9 protein-coding genes are annotated in these 14644 nt (G+C 56.7%); 2 read left to right on the plus strand and 7 right to left on the minus strand.

Annotation, left to right across the window (positions count from 1 at the left end):
* Positions 1-284 precede the first annotated feature (284 nt).
* Complete coding sequence (gene htc1, locus KF947_RS08845) at positions 285-2270, plus strand: methyl-accepting chemotaxis protein Htc1 (RefSeq protein ID WP_227406008.1); 1986 nt, start codon at positions 285-287, stop codon at positions 2268-2270.
* Between the two features lie 132 nt (positions 2271-2402).
* Here htc1 and katG read toward each other — a convergent pair whose 3' ends face one another.
* From katG to KF947_RS08875, 6 genes are all read right to left on the minus strand, one after another.
* A complete protein-coding gene (katG, locus tag KF947_RS08850) occupies positions 2403-4556 on the minus strand; it encodes a catalase/peroxidase HPI (protein WP_227406009.1) in 2154 nt (717 codons plus the stop codon).
* Between the two features lie 247 nt (positions 4557-4803).
* Positions 4804-5811: an aldo/keto reductase gene (locus tag KF947_RS08855; protein WP_223288535.1), complete on the minus strand. Its 1008-nt coding sequence runs from the start codon at positions 5809-5811 to the stop codon at positions 4804-4806.
* A 28-nt stretch (positions 5812-5839) separates the two neighbouring features.
* Positions 5840-7606, minus strand: a complete 1767-nt coding sequence (locus KF947_RS08860; protein WP_227406010.1) for an ABC transporter transmembrane domain-containing protein — start codon at positions 7604-7606, stop codon at positions 5840-5842.
* A 163-nt stretch (positions 7607-7769) separates the two neighbouring features.
* Complete coding sequence (locus tag KF947_RS08865; protein WP_133731533.1) at positions 7770-9212, minus strand: NAD(P)(+) transhydrogenase (Re/Si-specific) subunit beta; 1443 nt, start codon at positions 9210-9212, stop codon at positions 7770-7772.
* 16 nt (positions 9213-9228) lie between these two features.
* Complete coding sequence (locus tag KF947_RS08870; protein WP_133731534.1) at positions 9229-10800, minus strand: Re/Si-specific NAD(P)(+) transhydrogenase subunit alpha; 1572 nt, start codon at positions 10798-10800, stop codon at positions 9229-9231.
* A gap of 190 nt (positions 10801-10990) precedes the next feature.
* A complete protein-coding gene (locus KF947_RS08875) occupies positions 10991-11914 on the minus strand; it encodes a LysR family transcriptional regulator (RefSeq protein WP_227406011.1) in 924 nt (307 codons plus the stop codon).
* Between the two features lie 164 nt (positions 11915-12078).
* On the opposite strand from KF947_RS08875, the gene speB reads away from it, so the two are divergent.
* On the plus strand, positions 12079-12981 hold the full coding sequence (gene speB, locus KF947_RS08880) for an agmatinase (protein ID WP_223288585.1): 903 nt from the start codon (positions 12079-12081) through the stop codon (positions 12979-12981).
* 57 nt (positions 12982-13038) lie between these two features.
* Here the strand turns inward: speB and KF947_RS08885 are convergent, their stop codons facing one another.
* Positions 13039-14313, minus strand: a complete 1275-nt coding sequence (locus KF947_RS08885; protein WP_227406012.1) for an O-acetylhomoserine aminocarboxypropyltransferase/cysteine synthase family protein — start codon at positions 14311-14313, stop codon at positions 13039-13041.
* Between the last annotated feature and the right edge of the window lie 331 nt (positions 14314-14644).

Below are 14644 nucleotides of genomic sequence, written 5' to 3' on the forward strand. Positions count from 1 at the left end.
CAAGCCGCTTTGGCAGCGCTAAAAGAGTCGCCACATTGAACAATGGGAACACACTACTTAGTTCCACTTTACTAGCTATTAAAGTGCACTTTCCCATTAGCCGCGTTGCCATTAAAACCGAAGGCTTAGTTCAATTAAAAATAATAAAACTAGCAAACATTAAGAGTCATCGGCTGTTAATGACTAGCGGCTGTAAAAAATTCCAGGGAACCATAAAACAGCCAGAACATGACACTCACCAATATTCTTGTGATCAGCTTCTGGCCAACATATCGAGGCAACAAATGAAAAAAATTTCTCGTCTCTCACTGACGCAGAAACTGCTGGTCGCTGTCGCTATTCCTCTCTTAGTGGTAGCCGTTATTTTAGGCTTTGTGGTCAATCAACAGCTTAACCAGGCTATTCCAGCGTTAATCGATAATGCCGGTAAACGGCAAGTAGAAGCACGGGCCGATGAGATCAGCCGATGGATTACCGGGTACCGTAATTGGATCTCCGTACTTGCTCAGGATGAGCGTTTGGTGGAAGACGTGCCGCTTGCCTCTCACCGCGATTGGCTCGAAAAGCGCTACCCGCCGGGGGGCACCATCGAGTCACTGTTCTTCACTGATGCCACGGGTGCTACGTTAACGCACGCTGGCGTCAACTTGCAGATAGGCGAACGTCCTTATTTCAAAGCCTTAGTGACGGACGGCACCCAGGATAGTCTGCTCAGCGATCCGGTTATCTCCATGGTGAGCGGCCTACCAACGGCTATTGTTGCTGATACGGTATTCGATGAACGCGGCAATCGAGCGGGATTGCTGGGCATGACCGTTTCCATGGCCGCGGTCTCTGATATCACCTCCGATATTAATGTGGGCGAAGGCAGCTACGGCTGGTTAATCGACAGCCAAGGGCAGGTCATTGCGCATCCGGTTGAAGAGTACCGCATGTCGCTCAATTACACCGATGCCGACCAGCAGGGCTATCAAGGGCTGGATGCGCTAAGTCAGCAGATACTCAGCGGCACGGCGGGCTCCGGTGAAATAACCATGCCCAGTGGCGAGCAGACCATGCTCATGTGGAGCCCAGTGGAAGGCACTTCCTGGGTGGTCGGAGTCACCGTGCCCATCACCGCCTTTACGACCGTGACGAACAGCCTACTGCAGTCGCTGCTGCTGGCCGGTGGGCTACTGCTGATCTTATTGTTGGTTGTGGTTGCCTATGCGGCGCGACGCTCCCTCGCACCGATCAAGCATACCGCTAGCGCCATGGCCGATATTGCCAAAGGAAAAGGCGATTTGACACGCCGATTGGAAGCCAAAACCCAGGATGAAATTGGCGACCTCGCCCACGGCTTTAATGCCTTTGTGGAGCGCATGCAGTCCACCCTTCAGGAGGTACGCCAAAACGCTCGTACGGTATTATCCGATGCCAGCGATATGGCGGATGGTACCCATGAGCTTTCATCGCGTACCGAACAAGCGGCGGCTAACCTCCAGGAAACCTCCGCCTCAATGGAACAAATTCATTCCACGGTAGCGCATACTTCCCAGGCCTCCGAACAGGCGAATAGCCTCGCGCTAGAAGCCGCCAGTGCCTCAGAGCGTGGCACCGAGTCCATGAGCCAGATGGAAGCTAAGATGGCCGCAATCAGTGATTCGGCCAATAAAATAAGCAACATTATTGGTTTGATTGACTCAATTGCATTTCAAACCAATATATTGGCACTCAATGCGTCAGTGGAAGCTGCCCGCGCCGGCGAGCAGGGCCGTGGGTTCGCTGTGGTTGCCAGCGAAGTGCGCACGCTAGCCAGTCGATCAGCCTCTGCGGCGCATGATATTCGTGCGCTGATTGATATGTCCGTGAGCCACTCAAGAGAAGGCAGCGATATCGTTAAGGCGGCGGCTGAACGTATGAGTGAGATTCGCCACAGCGTTACCCAGGTCTCGGATGTCATCGCCGAGATTGCCGCCGGCGCACGGGAACAAACCACAGGCATCCAACAGGTCAACACAGCAGTGGCAGAGATGGATATGATGACCCAGCAGAATGCTGCCATGGTCAGCCAGAGCGCCACGCTTGCCACCAATATGCGCGACAATGCGCAACGGCTGGATCAACTGATGAACGAGTTTGTGCTTAGTGAAGGTGGCGCTGAGAACTCTGCGCTACCCTATACGGCAGCACATAAAGCGCGGACAGGCACTGCACTACCTCAAGCGCCTAGCCGCCCTCCCCAGGCCACTCAGCAAAAGCATGCAGTAGCGGAGTGGGAAGAGTTCTAATTTCTCATCATGAATAAGGCTAAGAGGCACCCGCTTGGGTGCCTCTTAGTGAGCGCCCAATAAAAAGCCTGCATCCTAAGATGCAGGCTTACTTACACAAGAACTACAGTGCCCAGTACTTAGTGTGAGCGCTTAGGCGACGTCAAAGCGATCCGCGTTCATCACTTTCGTCCAGGCGGCGACGAAGTCTTTGACAAACTTCTCGTCGTTATCATCCTGGGCGTAGACTTCCGCGTAGGAGCGCAGCAGCGAGTTAGAGCCGAACACCAGGTCAACGCGGGTAGCCGTCCACTTCACGGCGTCGGTTTGACGGTCGCGGATCTCGTAGGCATTTTTGCCCACCGGCTTCCAGCTGTTGCCCATATCGGTCAAGTTGACGAAAAAGTCGTTAGTCAACTGGCCTTCACGGTCGGTGAATACGCCGTGCTTGGTGCCACCGTAGTTGGTGCCGAGTACACGCATACCGCCCAGTAGCACGACCATTTCCGGCCCGGTCAGCCCCATCAGTTGAGCGCGATCCAACAGCAGCTCTTCCGGCTTGACCACGTACTCTTTCTTCTGCCAGTTGCGGAAACCGTCAGCCAGCGGCTCTAGCGGCTCGAACGATTCGCCGTCGGTCATCTCGGCAGAAGCATCGCCACGCCCTTTCAGGAAAGGTACGCGAACGTCGTAGCCTGCGGCTTTAGCGGCTTTTTCGATCGCAAAACTGCCCGCTAGAACAATTACATCCGCAAGGCTGGCGCCGGTGTCAGCAGAAATCTTCTCGTACACTGCTAATACGCTGGCGAGGCGCGCAGGCTCGTTGCCTTCCCAGTCTTTCTGAGGCGCTAAACGAATGCGGGCACCGTTGGCGCCGCCACGCATGTCAGAGCCGCGGTAAGTGCGGGCACTGTCCCAGGCGGTGCTGACCATGTCACTGATGCTCAGGCCGGCCTCGGCGATTTTCTGCTTAACGACTTCTTCGCTGTAGTCAGTGCTGCCAGCCGGAATGGGATCCTGCCAGATCAAGTCTTCAGCGGGCACTTCCGGGCCGATGTAGCGCGCTTTCGGGCCTAAATCACGGTGGGTCAGTTTGAACCACGCTTTGGCGAACGTTTGCTTGAAGTACTCAGGATCCGCCATGAATTTTTCGCAAATGGCTCGATAGGTCGGATCCATTTTCATGGCCATATCCGCATCGGTCATGATCGGATTGTGGCGGATAGAGGGGTCACTGGCGTCAACCGGCTTATCCTCTTCCTTAATGTTCACCGGCTCCCACTGGTGAGCACCGGCCGGGCTCTTGCGCAGCTCCCACTCGTAGCCGAACAGCAGGTCAAAATAGCCCATGTCGAACTGGGTCGGATTGGTTGTCCAGGCGCCTTCAATGCCAGACGTTACGGCATTGCTCGCCTTGCCAGCCATGGTTGGGTTGCCCCAGCCAAAGCCCTGGTTTTCAACATCTGACGCTTCGGGCTCAGCCGCCAGCGCTGCCGCATCGCCGTTACCGTGACACTTACCTACCGTGTGGCCACCGGCTGTGAGTGCAGCGGTCTCTTCGTCGTTCATCGCCATACGGGCGAAGGTTTCACGTACCTGCTGGCCAGTTTTCAACGGGTCGGGCACACCATTAACACCTTCAGGGTTAACGTAGATAAGGCCCATCTGCACGGCAGCCAGCGGGTTTTCCATGGTTTCCGGCTTTTCAACGTCCGCGTAGCGCTCGTCGGAAGGTGCCAGCCACTCTTTCTCATCGCCCCAGTAGATGTCTTTTTCGGGTTCCCAGATATCCTCACGGCCAAATGAGAATCCGTAGGCAGGAAGCCCCATAGATTCATAGGCAACGGTGCCGGCCAGAATCATCAAGTCCGCCCAGCTAATTTTGTTGCCGTACTTCTTCTTGATCGGCCACAGTAGACGACGCGCCTTATCAAGGCTGACGTTATCCGGCCAGGAGTTGAGTGGTGCAAAACGCTGGCTGCCGGTACCACCGCCGCCGCGGCCGTCGGCAAGACGGTAGGTGCCCGCAGAGTGCCATGCCATGCGGATCATCAAGCCGCCGTAGTGACCCCAATCAGCTGGCCACCAGGACTGGCTGTCGGTCATCAGCGCGTGGACGTCTTGCTTGAGCGCGTCAAAATCGAGCTTTCTGACCTCTTCCCGATAGTCAAAATCTACGTCCATCGGGTTTGATTTGCGGTCTTGCTGGTGCAAGATATCCAGGTTAATCCCTTCCGGCCACCAGTCTTTATTAGACGTGCCCGTGGAGGTATTACCACCATGCATTACAGGACATTTACCACTCATAGCTCTCTCCCTCTAACGTCATTTTGTCTTAACTGCTTTTGTCTTGGTTGCGTTCGTCTTGGTTATGGTGAAAGAGCCGCTACCAAGTCAACTGACGGTGAGCGCCCTTATCAGCGTGCTCAAACAGCAACGTGTGATAAAAGGACGCGTCACTCACTTGGTACATTTTTAGCCCACATCTATCATAGGCACAATTTGCTTTTAGTGACTGATCTAATAGTTTTTATACATCGCCAATTTACCTGCATTACTGTGACTCAAACTCTTCCGTATCGATGTCCGCTTGCTGCGCCTCACTGTATCGCGCCCCCGCAACTTGGTCTGGCGTCATCATGGCATTCAACTGAGACAGGGTGGTGACATCGAGATGTAGCGTTTCCGCGGCTAAATTTTCCCGCATATGATCAGGTGAGCGGGTGCCGGGAATGGGAATGACATCGCCGCCTTTGGCTTTTAGCCACGCCAGCGCCAGCTGCCCCGGCGTGACGCTTAAGGCCTGCGCCAGCGTCGCAAGGCGTTCAAATAGTTTTATATTATGCGGGTAGTTTTCGGCGCTGAAGCGCGGCATGTTACGGCGCATATCGCCCTCTTCAAGACGCGCGGGGTCTTGAATGGCGCCGGTTAGGAAGCCTCGTCCCAGAGGGCTAAACGCGACCAGGGCTGCTCCCACCTCGCGGCACGCATCAATCAGGGCGATTTCAGGGTTGCGCGTCCACAGCGAGTATTCCGACTGCACCGCTGCGATAGGATATTCAGCTGCCGCACGGCGCAATGTTAGCGCAGAAATTTCAGATAACCCCACACCACCGATTTTGCCTTCTTCCACCAGGCGCCCCAACGCACCCACGCTCTCTTCAATGGGGACTTGGCGATCCAAGCGGTGCAGGTAGTAGAGATCCAAATGGTCGGTACGTAGGCGTGCAAGGCTGGCTTCGCACTGCTTGCGCAGGGTTTCCGGGCGGCCATCAATGACCCGCTTGCCTGATTCAGGATCCATCGCCATACCGCATTTACTAGCTAGAAAGAGCTGATGCCGCTTACCCTCCAAAGCTCGCCCAACCACACTTTCATTGGCGGTGGCGCCATACAGCGTGGCGGTATCGAAGTGGCGATAGCCCATATCAAAGGCCTCATCCAGCGCCCGTAAGGCTGCGCTTTCCGGCACGATGCTACCGTAACCGTGGGAGAGGTTCATGCAGCCCAGGCCAATCGAAGGGGCATTAACGGCATTCAGGCGCTGAAAGAAACTCGACATCGGTATTCCCATCGTTAAAAGAACCGTTTTATAACGTTTCACCGCCAAACTGCAACGCGGCTAAATGACGATAGAGCGCGCTGGTGGTGATTAATTCAGCGTGGGTGCCCGCCGCTACCAGTTCCCCACCCTCCAGCACCAACAAGCGGTCAGCGGCGATGACAGTCGCCAACCGGTGGGCGATCACGATGCTGGTGCGGCCCACCATCAGCCGATCCAGCGCCTGCTGCACCAGCCGCTCGCTCTCCGCATCCAAGGCGCTGGTGGCTTCATCCAACAGCAGCACCGCGGGGTTTTTAAGTAGCGCCCGGGCAATAGCGAGCCGCTGACGCTGGCCACCGGAGAGCTGCACCCCACCTGGCCCCAGGGGCGTATCAAAGCCTTGGGGCAGCGCATCAATAAAGTCGAGGGCGCTGGCATCCTGGGCGGCAAGGCGCAATCTATCGATATCCGCCTCGGGGTCTCCGTAGCGCAGATTCTCGGCCACCGAGCCACTAAACAGCACCGGCTCCTGCGCCACCAACCCCATGGCACGGCGCAAGGCGGCAAGATCTAGCGTACGGACATCCCTATCATCCAAGGTAATGCGCCCCTGGCTGGGGTCATAAAAGCGTAGCAGCAGCGCCAGCAGCGTGCTTTTACCTGCCCCGGAAGGCCCCACCACCGCTACTCGTTCTCCCGGTTTAATGTGCAGGTCAAACCCGTTCAGCGCTGGGGTTTCCCGACCAGGGTAGGTAAACGTGACGTTCTCCAGGGTAATCTCACCACGCGAAGGGCTTGGCAAGCGCTGCGGATTTACCGGCGACTGGATAGCGGGCTGCGTATCGAGCAGCTCCAATAAGCGCTCTGCAGCTCCTGCCGCGCGCTGCACATCCCCGGCGACCTCGGCCAGGGTGGCAATTGCCCCTGCTGCCAGCACGGCGTAAAAGATAAACGCCGATAGCTCACCCGCGCTCATGGTGCCGTCTAGCACCGCCTGACCGCCCTGCCAGAGCATTAAGCCAACCGCCGTAAACACCACTAACATAGCGACACCGGTTAACCAGGCGCGCTGCTGAGTGCGCTCTACGGCGCTGCCAAACGCCTGTTCAACCCGCTGGCCATAGTGGCTTTTATCCACCGCCTCGTGGGTAAATGCCTGAAGCGTTTTAATACCGCTCAGCGCCTCCTCAGCATAGCGACCCAGTTCGGCCACGCGATCCTGACTGGTACGCGAAAGCCGCCGCACCCGACGGCCGTACCACACGATGGGCAGCAGAGTGGCGGGGATGCCAATCAGCACCATTGCCGAGAGCCACGGTTGAGTGACCAGCATGAGCACCACGGCGCCCACCAGCATGACCAGATTGCGCAGCGCCAGCGATACCGAGGAGCCAAACAGGCTCTGTAGTACGCTGGTGTCCGCCGTCAGGCGTGATGCGATCTCCCCCGCGGCACGGCCGTCGCTGGCGCTTTCAAAAAAGCTTGGCTCCAAGGTGAGCAAATGATCAAACACCCGCTGGCGCAGGTTGGCGGCCAAGCGCTCGCCAATCCAGGTCACTTGGTAGTAACGCAGTGCAGAGGCAAGCGCCAGCACCGTGACGACGGCAAGCATTAAACCCAGTGTTTGGGCCAACGCCTGCTGATCAGCGGCGAGAAAGCCTCTGTCGATGACCAGACGCAATCCATTCCCCAGCAGCAGCACGCTTCCCGAGGCCATGAGTAGCGCTAGGCCAGCCAGCGCCAACCGCGTGCGGTAGGGGCGCAGTAGACCCAGCAAACGCAGCAGTACTCGGGGGTTGGGGCGTTGATCCATAGTAGCCATTGCTCAACACATAAGGGGGTATCCGACCATAGCAGGAGTAGCCGCGCCCTGCACAGAAACTAAAAAGCCCGCGATTGCTCGCGGGCTCAGTACCTAATGGCTTTTAGTAGCCTAGCGTCCAGCTAAGTTGCATGGGTAGCTAAAACACAAAGGCCTAATCGATCAGCGGCAACAGCGTATTCAGGCTATCCCGGGCATCACCGTAGAACATCCGCGTGTTGTCTTTGAAGAACAGCGGGTTCTCGATACCGGAGTAACCGGTGCCCTGGCCGCGTTTGCTGACAAACACCTGCTTGGCTTCCCATACCTTCAATACCGGCATGCCAGCGATAGGACTATTGGGGTCTTCCTCGGCCGCAGGGTTCACGATGTCGTTGGAGCCAATCACGATGACCACATCGGTGGTGGCGAAATCGTCGTTGATTTCATCCATTTCCAGCACGATGTCGTAAGGCACTTTGGCTTCCGCCAGCAGCACGTTCATATGCCCTGGCAAGCGGCCCGCCACCGGGTGGATACCGAAGCGCACGGTCTTGCCCGCTGCACGCAGTTTACGCACCAAGTCGCTCACTGCGGTTTGCGCCTGGGCCACCGCCATGCCGTAACCCGGCACAATAATAACGCTGTCGGCGTCGTTCAAGGCGCTCGCTACACCACCGGCGTCTATGGCCACTTGCTCGCCTTCAATCTCTGCCGCGGGCCCAGTGCTTCCGCCAAAGCCGCCTAGAATCACATTGACGAAGTTGCGATTCATCGCCTTACACATGATGTAAGAGAGAATCGCACCGGATGAGCCCACCAATGCACCGGTCACAATCAGCAGGTCGTTGGAAAGCGTGAAGCCGATAGCCGCCGCCGCCCAGCCAGAGTAGCTGTTGAGCATGGAGACCACCACGGGCATATCGGCCCCGCCAATGCCCATAATCAGGTGGTAACCGATAAAGAACGCCAGCGCCGCAAGCACCAACAGCGTCCAGAAGCCAGCACCGTTCAGATAGAGAATCGCCAACAGCAGCGACAGTACCGCCGCCCCAGCATTCAGCATATGCCCGCCGGGCAGCTGACGTGGCTTGCCATCCACCTTGCCTGCGAGCTTGCCAAAGGCAATCACCGAGCCGGTAAAGGTCACCGCACCGATGAAGATACCCAGCACCACCTCAACCTGCAGGAACATCAGCTCATCAGGGGCTTTTGTGGCTACCAGCGCAGCAAAGGCGGAGAACTGATCCAAAGACGCTTCGGCGGCGCGCGCGGCCATAACACGGCGACGCTCCAAATCGGCGCTCCAGGCCACAAATACCGCTGCTAAGCCTACAAAACTGTGTAGCGCTGCCACTAGCTGAGGCATTTCGGTCATCTCGACCTTGCCCGCTACATAGGCGCCGATGCCTGCGCCGATCAGCATCATCGGGATCAGCCACCAGTAGCCGCCAATACCTGGGCCGAGGGCAGTGAAGAACACCGCCACCGCCATGCCCACGATGCCGTACCATACGGCCCGCTTGGCTTTCTCCTGGTTACTCAAGCCGCCTAGCGACAGAATAAACAGTACGCTCGCCGCGATTGCCGCGGCAGATACGAATCCTTGCTCTAACATATCGTCTCTCCGCCGCTTAGGATTTTTGGAACATGGCCAGCATCCGGCGTGTCACCAGGAAGCCACCCACGATATTGATTGACGCGATAAGCACTGAGATCGCCGCCAGCACGCTAACCACTGCGCTGCCGGAGCCAATCTGCAGAATCGCCCCCAAAATAATGATGCCCGAGATCGCATTGGTTACCGCCATTAGTGGCGTATGCAGCGAATGGCTCACTTTCCAAATCACCTGGAAGCCGATAAAGCAGGCAAGAACAAAGACAATAAAGTGCTGCATAAAGGACGCCGGCGCCACTTGGCCCAGCAGCAGCATCAGTACGCCGCCAACAGCCAGTAGACTCACCTGCCGCTTGGTTTGCGCTTTGAAGGCGGCAAGCTCAGTGGCCTTTTTCTCTTCCGGCGTGGGCTCTTTCTCTTTCTTCTTCGGCTTAGCGGCAGCAATCGCTTTTACTTTGGGCGGCGGTGGAGGGAAGGTTATTTCGCCTTCGTGAGTCACCGTGGCGCCACGAATCACGTCGTCTTCCATATTGTGATTGATCACGCCCTCTTTCTCGGGGGTGAGATCGGTCAGCATATGGCGAATATTGGTGGCGTAAAGCAGCGACGCCTGGGTGGCCATGCGCGAAGGGAAGTCGGTGTAGCCGATGACCACTACGCCATTATCCGATACCACTCGCTCGTCAGGCTTGGTCAGATCGCAGTTGCCGCCCTTCTCGGCGGCTAAGTCGATAACCACCGAGCCCGGCTTCATGGCCTCGACCATGTCTTCCAGCCAAAGCTTGGGCGCGGGCTTGCCGGGAATCAGCGCCGTGGTAATGACGATATCCACATCGGCTGCCTGCTCGCGGAAGCACTCAAGCTGTTTCTCGCGGAACTCCGGGCTTGAAGGCGAGGCGTAGCCACCGCTCTCAGAACCATCCTGGCTATCCTCAAAATCGAGGAACAGGAATTCAGCGCCCATGGACTCGATTTGTTCAGAGACCTCAGGGCGCACGTCAAAGGCTCGCACAACGGCACCCAGGCTGGTAGCGGTACCGATCGCGGCCAACCCTGCCACGCCAGCGCCAATCACCAATACCTTGGCCGGGGGCACTTTACCGGCAGCGGTTACCTGGCCGGTAAAGAAGCGGCCAAAGTTGTTGCCCGCCTCAATCACCGCGCGGTAGCCCGCGATATTAGCCATGGAGGAGAGCGCGTCCATCTTCTGGGCGCGCGAGATCCGCGGCACCATATCCATGGCAATAACGGTGGCGCCCTGAGACTTGCACTTCTCAAGCAGCGCTTCGTTTTGCGCGGGCCAGAAGAAGGCAATCAAGGTTTGGCCTTGCCTCAGCCGCTCGGCCTCTTCATCCGAGGGCTCGCGGACTTTAATGACCACATCGGCGTCTTTCCAGAGCGCGTCGGCTCCTTCCACTACGGTAACGCCCGCATCGCGATAAGTGTCGTCATTAAAGCCCGCCGCTAGGCCCGCGCCGGATTCTACTAAGCACTCGTGGCCTAGCTTCTGGATTTGCTTGGCGCTCTCGGGGGTTAGCGCAACACGCGCCTCCCCCCGGGCACTCTCCTTCGGTGCACCTATTTTCACTCGTGTTCTCCCTTGCTTAACCTTATTGCAGTGCCACAGTTGTTCAACGGGCACCGTACCTTTTGCGGCGTTAGTGATAACGCCTTAGTAGCAGTCTAGGATCTAACGGGGTGGCTGCCAGATACTATTCAACCTTTGATGCAACAGGGTTGTTTAATTACAACATGGGCTAGTGTGCATGATGGTTACCCTAACGTCTAAAGTCGTTAGCAAACTCAACAAGCACCTTATGGAGCCATGCATTAGCAGGATCATTGGCATAGAGTCCATGCTGAATCAATGTCATTTTTAGTGCGGGAAGCTCCTTAGGCGGCTCTACCAAACGCACTGGCAGCATAGCAACGAACCGTTCAGCCATTTGACGTGGGAGCGTCATGATCGCTTCCGTGAGCGCCACTACCCGCGCTGCGGCGATGTAGTTGAGGTTTTTAGAGATCACCCGGCGGGTTAATCCGTGCTGAACCAGGCAGCTATCAATATTACTGGGCCTTAGACCACTGATGTCAGCCAGCTCCACATGGGGCTCTTGAGCAAACTGAGCGATATCAAGCGCATCACCCACGCGGCCATTATGGGTAGCGACCAAGCAGACCAGTTCCTCATCCATCCAAGGCGTCTGAATCACGCCACTGGGCAACGCGCTTTGGTTATCCAGCCCTACCACCATATCAATTTGGCGCTGTTCCAGCCCCTCACTTAACACGTCCGGGGTAATTAGCTCAATGGAGAAGCTAATGCCCGGCGCATAGGCCAACAGCTGACTTAAAAAGAGCGGGTACATGACCTCTTCAAAGTAATCCGTAGTGGCGAGCGTAAAGCGTCGCGTGCTGTTAGCAGGCGAAAACATCGCGGGGGGCGCAAGCCCTTGCCGCAGCATCGCCAGCGCCTGTTGCACCACGGGCAGCAGCGCGAGTGCCCGGGGGGTCGGCTGCATACCGTTTTCGGTGCGCACAAGCAGCGGATCATCCAGCGACTCACGCAGGCGTTTTAAGGCATGGCTCAAGGCGGGTTGGCTTAAATGCAGCGTTTCTGCCGCACGAGTGACGTGACGCTCGTGCATCAGCACCTCAAACACCAGCAGCAAGTTTAGGTCGAAATGGCGTAGTAAGCGCATAGTCTCTCATTATTCACATCACAAATGACTAAATTCTAAACATTCATTTAATTTATCACTAGTAATTGCTTATTGTCTGCTGCTTATTCGCCCGCCCGCGACTATTAACGATAATCCAGCACGCAAGGAGAAGCACACCGGTGACCCACCCACAAACTCAAACCATGCCCAGCCTTTATGGCGATGTGATTTCTACCTTTATGGGCGTAGCAAAAGCAACGGATCCTAAGGCAACCGACGCCGACGTTGTGGTGAGTGGCGTTCCCTTTGACCTTGCTTGTTCTGGCCGTTCGGGCACCCGTATGGGGCCAAATGCTATTCGTCAAAGTACCGCCAACCTGATCTGGGAAGGCAAGCGCTGGCCATGGGACTTCGCCTTGGAAGATCGCCTCAAAGTATGCGATGCAGGCAACGTTGATTACGCATATGGCGAGCCCGAAAGCCTGGTCGATAACCTGGAAACCCACGCCAACCGCTGGTTAAAGGCGGGCAAAAAGATGCTCACCCTGGGCGGCGACCACTACATCAGTCTGCCGCTGCTGCGCGCCCACGCCCGAGAGCACGGCCCGCTGGCGCTGATCCATTTCGACGCCCACACAGACACCTACGAGCAAGGCACCCGCTTTGACCACGGCACCATTTTTCACCACGCTTTAAAGGAAGGCTTGGTAGTACCCGAGCACTCGCTGCAAATCGGTATTCGCACCAGTTACGACCGCCACAACCACCCTTACGAGGTATTGGATGCGGACTGGGTCAATGACCACGGTGCAGCGGCCGTGCTTGAGCGCATTCGTGCCCGCGTGGGTTATCACCCGGCCTACGTCACCTTGGATATTGACGGTCTCGACCCTGCCTTCGCCCCGGGCACCGGCACGCCGGTCTGCGGTGGTATGTCCACCGACCTGATGCTGAAAGTGATTCGTGGCATGGTAGGCATGGAACTGGTCGGCATGGACGTGGTGGAAGTGAACCCCGCCTATGACCACGGCGACATTACTTCGCTTGCCGCCGCGACGCTGGGGCTTGAGTTTTTGTATACCCTGGCGGCTTCTAAGGGCGTTTAACGGTTCGCCTCCGCCATCTCTAGACTTATGGTACTGAGATGGCGGGGGCGGAACAAACTACCCTTGAGAGGCCGCCAGCGCTTGATCAATATCCGCCAACAGATCGTCGATATGCTCAATGCCGATCGACAGGCGCACCATATCCGGTGTGACACCAGCGGCTTTTAGCTCCTGCTCGTTGAGCTGGCGGTGTGTGGTTGAGGCGGGAATGGAAGAGCAGCTTTTGGCATCGCCGATATTCACCAGGCGGAGAATCAGCGCCAGCGCATCATAGAAGCGCTCTCCGGCGGTCTGCCCGCCTTCGATGCCAAAACTAAGAATTCCCGAAGCATGGCCATTCATATAACGCTGGGCCAGCGCATGATCCGGATGATTTTCCAAGCCAGCATAATGCACCCAGGTGACTAATGGATGGCTTTCCAGATGCTTGGCAACCGCTAAGGCATTGGCACAGATACGCTCGATCCTTAGTGACAGCGTTTCCAGCCCCTGGAGCAGGTTCCAGGCCGCCTGAGCAGAAAGCGCCGCGCCCATGTTGCGTAGTGGCACCACCCGGGCGCGGGCAATAAAGGCCGCATCGCCCACATCACGGGTATAGCTCACACCGTGATAGGAGACATCAGGCTCATTGAGCAGCGGAAAACGGCTGGCATTCTCGGCCCAGGGAAAGGTGCCCGAATCAACGATCACACCGCCCACCGTGGTGCCGTGGCCGCCGATATATTTGGTCGCCGAGTGGACAACGATGTCCGCCCCGTGCTCAATCGGCCGACATAGGAAAGGCGTCGCCGTGGTGTTATCGACAATCACCGGCACTCCATGACGATGTGCCGCTTCGGCCAGCTTTGTTAGGTCGACCACGCCCCCCGAGGGGTTACCAATGCTTTCGCAGAAAACCGCTTTGGTACGCTCATCGATCAGCGCTTCGATGCCATCAATATCGTCTTTATCGGCAAAACGCACCTGAATGCCTTGACGCGGCAAGGTGTGGGCAAACAGATTGTAGGTACCGCCATACAGCTCGCTGATCGAGACAATGTTATCGCCCGCTTCGGCAATGGTCTGGATCGCGTAGGTGATCGCAGCCATTCCCGATGCCACCGCTAGCCCGGCGATACCGCCTTCCAACGCGGCTACCCGCTGCTCCAACACGGCGCAGGTCGGGTTCATAATGCGCGAGTAAATGTTTCCTTCGACTTTAAGATCAAACAGATCCGCCGCGTGCTGCGCGTTATCGAATGAAAACGACGTGGTTTGATGAATCGGCACCGCCACGGCGTTTTGTGAATCAGGCGAATAGCCATGGTGAAGAGCAATGGTTTCAGGCTTCATGAGAACAGCTCGCTATTTTTTTGTTGAGATCCGCTAGTGATCCTAAACAAGCGCTGACGGGAAGGCCAACAATCGTTTAGCCTTCCGAGCCAACGTCATGTTTAAAAGTGAAGGCTCTCACCCATGCTGCGCGCCACTGCGTCATGGAGGTGGAGACTTTTGGCATGCGCGCTTTTAACGATGCACCATAGCCATGCCGAGCCTAAGAGGATTTCATGGCTGTACATTATGTGTTTAGTTTAGGATTAAAAGTATCGTGGCTAGCTGGGTTGATCTGCAATACGGGAAGCGACGGGAGGACTTTGTTATTTCTAGGTAGGTAGATATCACC

The sequence above is a fragment of the Halomonas sp. FeN2 genome, assembly GCF_020595105.1.
Lineage (GTDB): Bacteria > Pseudomonadota > Gammaproteobacteria > Pseudomonadales > Halomonadaceae > Vreelandella > Vreelandella neptunia.

Bases quoted from the DNA above. Each gene is read 5' to 3' on its own strand.
- KF947_RS08875 (WP_227406011.1), bottom strand. From the start codon at position 11,914: ATGCGCTTACTACGCCATTTCGACCTAAACTTGCTGCTGGTGTTTGAG.
- speB (WP_223288585.1), top strand. From the start codon at position 12,079: ATGCCCAGCCTTTATGGCGATGTGATTTCTACCTTTATGGGCGTAGCA.
- KF947_RS08855 (WP_223288535.1), bottom strand. From the start codon at position 5,811: ATGTCGAGTTTCTTTCAGCGCCTGAATGCCGTTAATGCCCCTTCGATT.
- htc1 (WP_227406008.1), top strand. From the start codon at position 285: ATGAAAAAAATTTCTCGTCTCTCACTGACGCAGAAACTGCTGGTCGCT.
- KF947_RS08860 (WP_227406010.1), bottom strand. From the start codon at position 7,606: ATGGATCAACGCCCCAACCCCCGAGTACTGCTGCGTTTGCTGGGTCTA.
- KF947_RS08885 (WP_227406012.1), bottom strand. From the start codon at position 14,313: ATGAAGCCTGAAACCATTGCTCTTCACCATGGCTATTCGCCTGATTCA.
- katG (WP_227406009.1), bottom strand. From the start codon at position 4,556: ATGAGTGGTAAATGTCCTGTAATGCATGGTGGTAATACCTCCACGGGC.
- KF947_RS08865 (WP_133731533.1), bottom strand. From the start codon at position 9,212: ATGTTAGAGCAAGGATTCGTATCTGCCGCGGCAATCGCGGCGAGCGTA.